Consider the following 12,404-nt stretch of genomic DNA (forward strand, 5'->3'; position numbering starts at 1 on the left):
GGAATGCCCAAAAAAAGAAATTTTTAATTTTAAAAAGGGTTAAGATTACTTATATTTGCAGCACTTAAAAAAATAAAATATATGTCATTTTCAGATTTATTTGATAGCGGATTTAAAAAGCGTAATGAAGATCATTTTGCAGCGATTGTTAGAGTAGCAATGGATGATGGAATTATTACAGACGACGAGAAAGCGTTTTTAGACAGATTAGCTCGAAATTTAGATATTTCTGAAGCTGATTATAAAACGATTTTAAAGGATTACCAATCGCACCCAATTAACCCTCCTACTTCTTACGATAAGCGTTTGGAGCGTTTATACGATTTAGCGCGTATGGTATATATAGACCATATTAAAGGCGATCATGAAGAGGTTTTACTTAGAAAAATTGGTATTGGTTTAGGGTTTACTCCAGAAAACGTAAAATATGTTTGCGATAAGGCATTAACCTTAGTAAGTAATGGAGTGGATTTAGATACTTTTATAGAAGAAATTAAATTAATGAACAGATAGTTTTCATTATTAATGATAAACACACAAAAAAGCGAACGTAATAGTTCGCTTTTTTTATGTGTTGCTTTTTATAATTTGTAATATTTTTTTATCATCAAAGGGTTTGCCTATATAGCCATTCATCTGCTTTTCTATACAGCCAGCTTCTTCTTTTGCGTTAGGTTTATCTGTTATTGCTATAATAGGAATTTGTGAGAATTGACTAAATTCTGAAAAACGAGCATAGCGCGTAACATCATAACCATCCATTTTGGGTAACCTTAAATTTATTAATACTATATCGAATTTAGATCTGTGTAATTTATTAATAACATCATCTCCATTGTCTACAATAACACAATCGTAAATCCCTGAACTGTTTAGTATTTTTGAAATAGCTATTTGATCTTTTTTTATGGTTTCGCCTACTAAAATTCTGTAATCGTATGTTTTTTTATGGTTTGGAATTTGTTCTATAGTTTCATTAACATGATTTTGAGAGATTTTAAGTGGTAGCGTTACAGTAAAAGTAGTACCTTCTCCAAGCTTACTTGATACTTTTATTGTTCCTTTTAAGGCTTCAACTAAACGTTTTACAATGCTTAACCCCAAACCTGCACCTTTATTGGCTTGTTTATTATTTATTTGGTAAAAACTATTGAAAATAAAATCTATTTTATCTTTTTCTATACCAATACCAGTATCTTTTACTATAAATGCTAACTCTGCTGTTTGGTTATTTTTAGATAATAATTTTATTTGTAAACTAATTGTTCCAGAATTGGTAAATTTAATAGCATTACCAATAAGGTTGCTAGATATTTGTGCTAGTCTAAATTTATCTGATATGATATATTTTGGACAATTTTCATCTATTTCTGTTTCTAAAACGAGTCCTTTGTACTCGCATTTTTTTGTGTAAATATCTATTATTGTCTGTAACTCGTCTATAAGGTTTAATTCGCTTTCTACAATAGAAAAATAGCCAGTTTCTATTTTCGAGAGGTCTAAAATATCATTAATCATGTATTTTAACTTCTCATTAGTGTTTTTTATAACTTTTAAGTTATAATGTTGACTTTGTGTAAGGTCTGAAGATTCAAGTAAGAAAGTAGAACCGCTAATGGTGTTTATAGGCATTTTAATTTCATGACTAAAATTTGCTATAAAGTTATTTTTAAAATCTTCTTTTTTTTGAAGTAATTCGTTTTTATAGGTTAATACTTCCGCCTGTATTTTAGTCTCGTTCCTTATTTGTGCTACTTTTTGATAGGCTGTATATTGTTTGGTTAAATCATGAATTATAATAAGAGCATTATTATCGTTTTTAAACGTTTTTAAGGATACATCTATAATATAATGTTTCTGTTTTATATTTATGTTAACACATGAAAAATTATGAGTAGTATCTTTATTAGAGAGTAATGGTGTTAGCGTTTCAAAAAATGGGTGCAGCGCGCTAATATGTTCTCCCTTTGTAATATTAAAAATAATGGTATCGCTATCTATAACATTTCCAGTATTATTAATGACTATTATTTGATTTATAGAGTTACTGTACGAGGTATTGTAGTCCTTTATCATTAAATGGTATTATTTTATAGATTATGCTAGGGAGCAAATAAATATACAGTTTTTTTATAGATTAAAATTTGGTATTTATATGATTGATAACTCTTTTATTTAAGATATAGAGCCATTTTTTCTAAAAGAGATTCTTCGTTAAAGGGTTTTTTTATGACATCATTAATTCCTGCCTTTTTATAGAGTTTTAAGTCTTCTTTAAATACTTTAGCAGTTAAGGCTATAATAGGAATTTTTCTATGCTGCTTTTCTGGTAGTTTTCTAATAAGTTTAGCAATATCATCTCCAGAGTTTTCTTTTAATTTAATATCCATGAGTACTAAATCGAACTCATTATCGAAATTAGTTATTTTAGAAATAACATCTTCTGGAGTAAAAACGATATCTAAGAAAAATTGTCCTTTAGAGGCTAATATTTTAAGTACAGATAATTGTGTTATTTCTGAATCTTCTACTAAAAGAATATTGTATTTTTTATCCTTTTTTAAATGACTAAGTTTAGATGCAGCCTTTCTAGGTAATTTTAAATTTGGTGTAGATCTAAAATTAATATTAGTAGAGAATTTGGACCCTTTACCAAATGTAGATTCTACTTTTATTTTGCTTTTAGTTAGTTCTACTAAATACTTAGAGATAGATAGCCCTAACCCTGCACCTCTGTAGGAATCCTGATTGTTTATTTGAGTAAAACTATTAAAAATTTGCTCAATATTTTCTTCTTTAATGCCAATACCTGTATCTATAACCTCGAAGTGTATACTTGCTTTTTGTGCTCGAATTTGGTTTAAAGAGACATTAAAAGTAACGCTACCCTCATTAGTAAACTTAAAGGCATTGTTAAGTAAATTTGTTAGTACTTGTCTTAATCTTAGAACGTCTCCTCCAATAATTTTTGGTAAGTTTTCATCAAAATCATGATAAAACTCCAAACCTTTTTGTTTTGCTTTTACGATACAGTTTAGTTTTAAATCTTCTAATAATTCATGTAGATTAAAAGGTTCTATAACTAAGTCTAATTTCCCAACTTCTATTTTAGAGAGGTCTAAAATATCATCTATCATATCTTTTAAAAATCCTGAAGAGGATTTTAAAACGTTTAAATAATCGCGTTGCTGATGATTTAAATTAGATTGTTCTAAAATATCTGAAAATGTAATAATACCTGTTAAAGGATCTCTTAATTCGTGGCTAAAATTAGCTATAAAAGCGTTTTTAAAATCTTCTTTTTCTTTTAAGTAGTCGTTTTTTAGCTCTAAAATTTGAGAGTGTATTACAGATTCGTTTCTAACTTGAGCTGTTGTTTGGTAGTTATTATAGTGTGTTGTTAAATCGTGTATTGTTAATAAAGGTGCTTTTGTATTATTAAACGTTTGTAAAATAACATCTGCAATAATCTTTACGTTTTTATATTCTAAATGAATACACGAAAATGTAAAGGTTTCATTTTCGGTTGTTAAAAGCGGTACTAAACATTCAAAAAAAGGATGAACGTCTGCGATTTTTTTTTGCTCTATTGATGGAAATAAAACATGGTCTGATTCTAAAACAATACCATTAAAATCTAGTATAGAGTATTGAATGACTGCTTTTGCATGTTCTTTTTTGTACGCGTTTAACATGGTTTTCGATCGTTATTTAATTAGCTCTAAGGCTAATGTATTAAAAAGATCTTCAACATTATTTCCTGTCTTAGCACTGGTATAGTAATTCGTTAAACGGCCAAATTTACCGATGTTCTGTTTTAAGAACTCTTTTGTTACTAAATCATTTTTGTTGCCAACAACTTTTACAGGAATATTTTTATGCTTGTCTTTAATAAACTCTAGGTCGGCTTCTAAGTTTTCGTAAGTAGATGGTCTTGTAACATCAAATACATATATAAAACCATTTGTGCCTAATAAGTACGATAGTCTCGTTGCGCTAATGTCGTCATTACCTTCTAAGTCCCATATAATAAGAGATACATCTTTCCCTTCTTCTGGTATTTCAACCATTTTTTTTAAAATATGTACACCAATGGTTACTTTATAGTCTTCGGTAAAGGTGTTCTCTACAAAACGTCTAATTAACGACGATTTACCAACGCCAAAATGGCCTAGTAGTACTATTTTTTTAGAGATCTTCATTGTCGAAATATGCTTTTAATTTATTTGAAAAAGACGTTTTATCGTCTAAGTCGTCTTTGTTAATGTGGTTTTTTGCAAAATCTAGAAGCTTATCTTCTAGTTCGCTTTTATATATAACATTAAATGGTCCAGAAATCATTACTGCTATGTAATAAGAAGTGAAATTTTGCAGATGTATATGGTAAGCTTCGTACTCTATATATTGTAATTCTTGGTCTCCTTTAATAAAGGCATCTTCTACAAAACTTTTTATTGCTGTAAGCATTCCTGCTACCATATCTTCTTCTATTCCTTCTGTTTTAGAATATTCTGAAATAATTAATCCAGATCCTTTTTCTATAACTAGTAGCTGTTCTATTTTAGGTTTTAATGCCTTTTGTATTATTAAATCTCCTTCACTAACACCGCTAAACTTTGCTTTAAATTTACGTTTTAAGTTTTCGAAAGAGAAGGTATTATTTACTTTAGAGTTTATTTGCTCAGACAGCATCTGCATTTCGGTCTGAATGTACTTTTTTATCATTTTTCCTATAATAGGAAACAATGCTTCTACAACTGCATCTTGAGAATTTTTAATTTCTGATTTTAGTGTTTCTGTTATAGTAGGACCTAATGTTTTAGGAATCTCAGCAACAAACTCATCTAATTTATCATCTATTATAGGATCTACTTTTTGAGATAGTTTTTTTTGCTTGTTAATAGTCTCTTCTAGTAGTTCTATCTTTTTTTGAATCTTAGAGGCATACTCGCGCTCATCTGTAAGTAAGATGTCTTTAAGTATACTAAGTTTATCCTCTTGATTCATAATGAGATTTAAAAAATCAATTACTGACTTATTTTCTCACCAAGTTTTATTAGTAAGTCGCCAAACAGTTTGCGATCAAGTTTCTTATCGTCTAAAGCTTCAGCTTTATCGTCTAAAGAGTTTTCTAACTCAGTTATTCGAATATTAATATCGGTACTTAAGTTATCTATGTTTTGAAGTAATTCTGCTTTTACATCGTCTATTAAATTTTCAAGCTCCTGTTTTTTATTAAGGATGTCTTGTTTAACAGCTTCAAATTCAGAATTATACTCCTGTATGTTCTCTCCAAAAATTAATTGCTTAATCGCATCAATTTTTGAAGATGGATCAGATATGTTATTACTATCTATATTAGTTTTTTCCTGCTTCGCCATGGTTATTTGTTGTGTGAGGTAAAAATAGGAAAATTACTAGAATAAAAGAAGGACTATTAACTTCTCTGTATGAAATATTCTACTTTTTCAACCATTTTCTTGCTTCCACAGAAAAAAGGAACACGTTGGTGCAACTCTGTTGGTTCTATATCTAATATTCTGGTAAAACCATCACTAGCCTTTCCATTAGCTTGCTCAGCTAGGTATGCCATTGGGTTACATTCGTACAATAATCGTAATTTACCATTAGAATTTTTAGAGCTTTTTGGATACATATAAATACCGCCTTTAATCATGTTTCTATGAAAATCTGACACTAAAGATCCTATATACCTAGAGGTGTAAGGTCTGTTATCTTCTTCCATTTGGCAGTATTTAATATAATCTTTTACACCTTGAGGGAAGTGTATATAATTTCCTTCATTTACCGAATAGATGTTTCCATCTTCTGGAAATTCCATATTAGGATGAGACAAGTAAAACGTTCCTATAGCTGGATTTAATGTAAACCCATTAACCCCATCTCCAGTAGTGTATACTAACATTGTAGAAGTACCATAAACGATATAACCAGCTGCAACTTGTTGATTTCCTTTTTGAAGAAAATCGTCTATAGTTACTGGTGTACCAACAGGTGTAACGCGCCTAAATACAGAAAAAATAGTTCCTACAGATACATTTACGTCTATGTTAGAGGATCCATCAAGAGGATCCATTAATACCACGTATTTATTTTGATTGTTTTCGTCTTGGCTATTTATAGAGATAAAATGATCTTCTTCTTCACTGGCAATACCACAAACAATATTTCTATTGGTTAATGTTTGTATAAATTTATCGTTAGCATAAACATCTAGTTTTTGCTGGTCTTCTCCTTGTATATTTGTATCACCAGCAGCACCTATAATATCTACTAATCCTGCTTTGTTTACTTCATGGTTTACAACTTTGGCTGCTAAACGAATAGAATTAATAAGCCTAGATAATTCGCCAGAAGTGTATTTAAAAGACGATTGGTTTTCGATAATAAACTCTCCTAAAGTTTGATTTTTTCGAGACATAGAAAGTAGTGCTGTTTTTTATTTCTAAATCTATATTGTATAGATTTATTACTTTGCAAATATCGTATTTTTTAATAAACTACATCGTTTTCGTATTATAATAATACATTAAGCTATGTATCTTTAAACTATATTTGATACAAATTATATAATTATGGATTTTTCTATTCGATGGGCCAATAAGGAAGACATGCAATCCGTACTCGACTTAATTATTGAGTTAGCTGTTTTCGAGAAAGAGCCACTTGCTGTAGAAGTTACGGTAGAGCAATTACAAAAGGATGGTTTTGGGGTACAGCCAAAATTTAAATGTTTTGTTGCAGAGTCTAACTCTAAAATTGTTGGAATCGCATTAGTATATATGCGTTATTCTACATGGAAAGGAGAAACATTACATCTAGAAGATTTAATAGTAAGTAATAGTATGCGTGGAAGCGGTTTAGGTACTGCTTTGCTAAACGAAGTTGTAAAGTATGGACAAAGCCTAGGAGTTAAACGTGTAGGCTGGGAAGTAATAGATTGGAACGAGCCAGCGATTAAATTTTATGAAAAGAAAGGCGCTAATGTTATGAGAGATTGGGATGTAGTACAGCTAAATGAAGAGGCTATAAAAAATTATATAAATAATATTTAATGAGAGTATTTAAGTTTGGTGGAGCCTCTGTAAAAGATGCTAATGGCGTAAAAAATGTTATTAAAGTATTACAAAAAGTAGGGCATAGCAATACACTTATAGTCGTTTCTGCAATGGGGAAAATGACAAATGCTTTTGAAGTTGTTATAGATAAGTATTTTAATGCCCCGTCTCAATTACAACTTAAAATTAATGAGGTTATAACATTTCATGAAGCAATTTTACTAGATTTATTTGAAAATAAAGAACACCAAGTTTTTAAAGCAGTAAATCTGTTATTTGAAGAACTAAACACTTTTTTTAAAACCAATAAATCTCCAGATTACAGTTTTGTTTACGACCAAGTTATTGGCTTTGGCGAATTAGTCTCTACAACAATTATAAGTTATTATTTAAACGAGAAAGAAATTAAAAATAACTGGTTAGATGTTAGAACCTGTATTAAAACAGATAATTATTACAGGAGAGCAAATGTAAATTGGAGCATTACACAACAAAACATAACAAACGCTGTAGATAAAGAGACACTTTATATTACACAAGGATTTTTAGGTAGTGATAGTAATAACTTTACAACAACATTAGGGCGAGAAGGAAGTGATTATACAGCAGCCATATTTGCCTATTGCTTAAATGCAGATAGTGTAACCATCTGGAAAGATGTGCCAGGGGTTTTAAATGGAGACCCTAGAGTGTTTAATAATACAAGACTACTAAACACGATTTCGTATACAGAAGCTATTGAGTTAGCATTTTATGGAGCTTCGGTAATTCACCCTAAAACGCTACAGCCGTTACAACAAAAAGAAATTCCACTACATGTAAAATCTTTTTTAAATCCAGAAAACAGCGGAACTACTGTAAACAAAACAAAAGGTATTTCGCCTAAAGTGCCTTGTTTTATTTTAAAGAAAAATCAAGTATTATTATCATTATCTACATTAGATTTTTCTTATGTAGTAGAAGAGAACATAAGCGAGATTTTTAATTTATTGTCATTATATAAAATGAAAGTAGATGTTATCCAAAATTCTGCGATAAGTTTTTCGGTGTGTTTTGATGATACATATAATAATTTAGAAAAACTATTGTTACATTTAAAAGCAAAGTTTAAAGTAACATACCACGATAATGTCTCTTTGTATACAATAAGGCATTATGATGACGCATCAATTAAGGCTTTAGAAAGAGGTAAAACCGTATTACTAAAGCAATTATTTCAAGAAACAATACAAGTAGTAACTAAATAATGTATTTGTTACATTTGTAAAAATCAAATTAACTAAAAATAAAGCATGGGGTTAGTAACAGCTAAAGAAGTATCGAAAGCAATAAATCTGAATAAATACGGGTTTATAGGCACTTTTATTGGTTGGCTTTTAATGAAGGTATTAAAGATATCTACTCTTAATAAAATCTATAATAGAAATAAACATTTAAGTAATATAGAGTTTTTAGATGCTATTCTAGCAGAGTTTCAAATTAAGTTTGAAATTCCAGAAGAAGATTTAAAACGATTACCAAAAGATGGTGCATACATAACAATATCTAATCATCCGTTGGGAGGAATAGATGGTATTTTGTTACTAAAATTAATGTTAGAAAAGCGACCAGATTTTAAAATTATTGCTAATTTTTTATTACATCGTATAGAGCCGATGAAGCCATTTATAATGCCTGTAAATCCTTTTGAAGATCGTAAGGATGTTAAATCTAGTATTGCTGGGTTTAAAAATGCAATAAAGCATTTAAAAGAAGGGCATCCTTTAGGTATTTTTCCTGCTGGAGAAGTGTCTACTTATAGAGATGGAAAACTAGTTGTAGATAAGCCTTGGGAAGAAGCAGCAATGAAATTGGCACAAAAAGCAAATGTGCCTATAGTGCCTATTTATTTTCATGCCCAAAACAGTAAACTATTTTATAAATTATCTAAAATTAGTGATACGTTTAGAACCGCAAAACTACCCTCAGAACTATTAACGCAAAAGCGAAGAACTATAAAGGTTAGAATAGGGAGGCCAATTTCTGTTAAAGACCAGAACACATATGAAACGCTCGAAGACTTTTCTGCATTTATAAGAAAGAAAACGTATATGCTCTCTAATGCCTTTGAACCAAAAGAAAATTTAAGAGAAACCATATCTTCTACTTTAAAACACAGCAAGCCAACAAAAGCACCTAAAAAAATTGTTACTCCAGTAAAAAAAGAGTTGATGATTAAGGAGGTTGAACTCCTTAGAGAAGACGATAATAGACTTTTAAAGAGTAAAAATTACGAAGTGTATTTATCTCCTGCTAAAAAAATACCAAACATTTTAAGAGAGATAGGGCGTTTAAGAGAAATAACATTTAGAGCTGTAGGAGAGGGGACTAATGAAGCCATAGATTTAGATAAGTTTGATAGTTACTATCACCATATGTTTCTTTGGGATTGCGAAGCCAATGTTATGGCGGGTGCCTACAGAATGGGATTAGGGGCTAAAATTTTTGAAAAATATGGAATGGATGGGTTTTATCTTCAAGACTTATTCCGTTTCGAACCAGAACTTCATAAAATGATGAGTGAGTCCTTAGAGCTAGGACGCGCCTTTATTATTAAAGAATATCAGCAAAAACCAATGCCCTTATTTTTATTATGGAAGGGGATTGTTCATACAACATTACGTTTTCCAGAACATAAATATTTAATAGGAGGTGTAAGTATTAGTAATCAGTTTTCTAATTTCTCAAAATCGTTAATGATTGAGTTTATGAAATCGCATTACTACGATCCTTATGTAGCACAATACGTGCATCCTAAAAAAGCATTTAAGGTAAAATTAAATGATGCCGATAAAGATTTTGTTTTCGACTCTACTGCTGCCGATTTAAATAAGTTCGATAAAGTCATAGACGAAATAGAGCCAGGAGCATTGCGTTTGCCTGTATTGTTAAAAAAATACATTAAGCAAAACTGTAGATTAATTGGGTTTAACGTGGACCCATTATTTAATAATGCAGTAGATGGCTTAATGTATATAAAAATATCCGATTTACCAGACAGTACAGTGCGTCCTGTGATGGAGGAGTTCCAAGAGGAACTAGAGCGCAAGTTTTCTGGAAGTACAGAAGAAAAGTAGCTTTTAATGTCTTTATTAGAGCAACATAAAATATTATGAAAATACACAAGCTATTAACCAACATGCTATGCCTTTTGTGTATAGTTTTTTCTTTTGCTCAAAGTAATCAATCAACATTAAAAAATAAAAGTATTTATGGTGTAGTAATAGATGAGAAAACTAAAGAACCTATTGCAGGAGCTTCTGTTTATTTTGATAATACTACCGTAGGTACAATTACCAATTTTGAAGGTGAATTTACTTTCGATTACGACAATAAAATAAATGTTTCTTTAGTCATATCTTTTATAGGTTATAAAACGATTGTTATACCGAGTCCTAAGTATAATGAAAAGTATACTGTTTTGTTAGCGGAAGATGTTAGTTCTTTAGATGAGGTCTACATTGAGTACAAAGATGAATGGTCTAGAGCTTATAAATTAAAACAGTTTAGAAAAGAGTTTTTAGGCTCTTCAAAATTCTCAAGAGCTTGCAAAATTCTAAATGAAGACGATATTATTTTACGCTTTAATTCCAAAGAAAAACAATTAACAGCTCAAGCCAAACAGCCTATAATTATAAAAAATGAAGCTTTAGATTACGAAATTAAATACGATTTAAGTGAGTTTGTTGTAGACTATGGTTCGGGTATAGGCATACGAGAATCTGTTGAAGATAATATGGATAAATGGTATTACTTTCGCTCTGTGTACTATGCAGGAACTACTTTTTTTAAAACAATACCCTCTAAAAATCATAAAAAAGCACTTAAGAATAGAGAAAAAGCGTATAAAGGATCTGTGCCTCATTTTATGCGATCTATAGCTAATAATAGCTTAAAAAAAGATAAGTATAGGATATTTAAAGGGAGTAAACAAGTTCCACCAGAACTCTTTATACATACAGAAACTATTGATAGTTTAAATCTAACCAAAGTTAGAATACCACATAGGCTCAATATTTTATATAAAACGAAACATCAATCTGCTATAGAAAGTAAAGTAGATAGTTTTACTATAGATGCTTTTGGGAACCATAATAATATATCTGAAGTTCTTTTTGGTGGTGTAATGGGAGATCAAAGATTAGGGGAAACTTTACCTTATGATTATGGTTTGGAGTAGTGCCTTTTCTGTTTTTATTTAGCTTTTAGGAATATCTAGCCTAGTTTGTGGGTTGGAATAATCATTGGTTTTTATTCTATGCTTCAAAATCCGGCTTCTTTTACCACTTAGGATATCTAGTATAAAACCATAATCTATACCCTCTTTTTTCTCAGATACTATTCTTTCTAACAGTTCTCTTAAATTCTTATTTTCATAATCTAAAAAAACTGGATTTTCTCGATAGTAATAATACTCCATGGCTAACGCATCAAATATATCGGTATAATTAACTCCTTTACCATAGTAATTATAACAATGACTTAATAAATCTATTCTTGATTCTAAGTCAAGTTTACTCATAGAAACTATTGCAATACCTTTTTTTCTTGAACTTATTTTAGAACAAGCAATAATAGTTTTCACCTCTTCAAATGATATTTTAGGTGAATCTAATGTTTTCTTGAAAACTGGATTGAATTTTAAATCATAACGGAGATGTAATGTGTCTTCATTGATACCTATCAAGAACTTAGTGAAAGGTTTTAAGGAATCTAAATTACAATGCGTTTTTTCTTCTTTTAATTTTATAATTTTTTGCCTTTTCTTCTCATCTGTCATGCAAGAAATAAAACAACTAACTAAAAAAACAAGACTTATATAGTTAATTATTAATTTGTTAATCTGCATGGTAATTCTTAATACTCTTGAAAAACTTTTTTACTTACCACAGTTTACCTGAGTCTTTACAAAGAAATCATTTATAACCCGTCTACAATCATTTAACTTGTTTACGTTAATGGAGTAAAACAAATTTTTACCTTTAGCATCTTGATCTAACAATCCTATTTTTTTTATTTCATTTAAATGTTGGGAAATAGTTGGTTGTGCTAACCCTACATGTTTTACTAACTCATTACAATTGCAATTTTTGTTTTTACTAATGTGTTGTATAATAGCAATACGTGCTGGATGACCTAATACTTTTGTTATTAAAGCTGTTTGGTTTTGCTGCTCATCGAAAATATATTTTTTAGAAAATCCCATAATTTTTTATTTAGATATTGCAATATTACGATAATTACTTAATTTAAAAAAGCCTGAATTATAAGTTCAGGCTCTTGTTT

The 12,404-nt window shown here is 29.8% G+C and carries 13 protein-coding genes; 5 read left to right on the forward strand and 8 right to left on the reverse strand.

Features of this window, described 5'->3' with window-relative positions; translation table 11 throughout:
* The first annotated feature begins 81 nt into the window (after positions 1-81).
* The gene (locus ACVC08_RS06665; RefSeq protein ID WP_452598918.1) at positions 82-513 is read left to right on the forward strand and encodes a TerB family tellurite resistance protein; all 432 of its coding nucleotides are present in this window, start codon (positions 82-84) and stop codon (positions 511-513) included.
* Between the two features lie 54 nt (positions 514-567).
* Here ACVC08_RS06665 and ACVC08_RS06670 read toward each other — a convergent pair whose 3' ends face one another.
* From ACVC08_RS06670 to fbp, 6 genes are all read right to left on the reverse strand, one after another.
* On the reverse strand, positions 568-2,076 hold the full coding sequence (locus tag ACVC08_RS06670) for an ATP-binding response regulator (protein WP_452601478.1): 1,509 nt from the start codon (positions 2,074-2,076) through the stop codon (positions 568-570).
* 95 nt (positions 2,077-2,171) lie between these two features.
* Positions 2,172-3,695, reverse strand: coding sequence for an ATP-binding protein (locus ACVC08_RS06675; protein ID WP_452601479.1), 1,524 nt, complete (start codon positions 3,693-3,695; stop codon positions 2,172-2,174).
* Between the two features lie 12 nt (positions 3,696-3,707).
* Positions 3,708-4,202: a Rab family GTPase gene (locus ACVC08_RS06680; protein WP_452601480.1), complete on the reverse strand. Its 495-nt coding sequence runs from the start codon at positions 4,200-4,202 to the stop codon at positions 3,708-3,710.
* Positions 4,189-5,007 carry a cell envelope biogenesis protein OmpA gene (locus ACVC08_RS06685; RefSeq protein ID WP_452601481.1) on the reverse strand — a complete coding sequence of 273 codons (819 nt, stop codon included), beginning with the start codon at positions 5,005-5,007 and terminating at the stop codon, positions 4,189-4,191. The genes ACVC08_RS06680 and ACVC08_RS06685 overlap by 14 nt, the downstream gene beginning before the upstream one ends.
* Positions 5,008-5,027: 20 nt before the next feature.
* Positions 5,028-5,381: a fructose 1,6-bisphosphatase gene (locus tag ACVC08_RS06690; RefSeq protein WP_452599632.1), complete on the reverse strand. Its 354-nt coding sequence runs from the start codon at positions 5,379-5,381 to the stop codon at positions 5,028-5,030.
* A 56-nt stretch (positions 5,382-5,437) separates the two neighbouring features.
* On the reverse strand, positions 5,438-6,442 hold the full coding sequence (gene fbp / locus ACVC08_RS06695) for a class 1 fructose-bisphosphatase (protein WP_452599633.1): 1,005 nt from the start codon (positions 6,440-6,442) through the stop codon (positions 5,438-5,440).
* 154 nt (positions 6,443-6,596) lie between these two features.
* Here fbp and ACVC08_RS06700 point away from each other — a divergent pair, with 154 nt between their 5' ends.
* Genes ACVC08_RS06700 through ACVC08_RS06715 form a run of 4 tightly spaced genes read left to right on the forward strand, consistent with a single transcriptional unit; the run spans position 6,597 to position 11,298 of the window.
* Positions 6,597-7,076, forward strand: coding sequence for an N-acetyltransferase family protein (locus tag ACVC08_RS06700; protein ID WP_452599634.1), 480 nt, complete (start codon positions 6,597-6,599; stop codon positions 7,074-7,076).
* Positions 7,076-8,326: an aspartate kinase gene (locus ACVC08_RS06705; protein ID WP_452601482.1), complete on the forward strand. Its 1,251-nt coding sequence runs from the start codon at positions 7,076-7,078 to the stop codon at positions 8,324-8,326. The genes ACVC08_RS06700 and ACVC08_RS06705 overlap by 1 nt, the downstream gene beginning before the upstream one ends.
* Positions 8,327-8,371: 45 nt before the next feature.
* Positions 8,372-10,195: a GNAT family N-acyltransferase gene (locus ACVC08_RS06710; protein ID WP_452599636.1), complete on the forward strand. Its 1,824-nt coding sequence runs from the start codon at positions 8,372-8,374 to the stop codon at positions 10,193-10,195.
* A gap of 35 nt (positions 10,196-10,230) precedes the next feature.
* The gene (locus ACVC08_RS06715; protein ID WP_452601483.1) at positions 10,231-11,298 is read left to right on the forward strand and encodes a carboxypeptidase-like regulatory domain-containing protein; all 1,068 of its coding nucleotides are present in this window, start codon (positions 10,231-10,233) and stop codon (positions 11,296-11,298) included.
* 18 nt (positions 11,299-11,316) lie between these two features.
* Here ACVC08_RS06715 and ACVC08_RS06720 read toward each other — a convergent pair whose 3' ends face one another.
* Positions 11,317-11,898: a hypothetical protein gene (locus tag ACVC08_RS06720; protein WP_452601484.1), complete on the reverse strand. Its 582-nt coding sequence runs from the start codon at positions 11,896-11,898 to the stop codon at positions 11,317-11,319.
* A 99-nt stretch (positions 11,899-11,997) separates the two neighbouring features.
* Positions 11,998-12,324, reverse strand: a complete 327-nt coding sequence (locus tag ACVC08_RS06725) for an ArsR/SmtB family transcription factor (protein WP_452601485.1) — start codon at positions 12,322-12,324, stop codon at positions 11,998-12,000.
* Positions 12,325-12,404 lie beyond the last annotated feature (80 nt).

The sequence above is a fragment of the Pontimicrobium sp. MEBiC06410 genome (genome assembly GCF_053601615.1).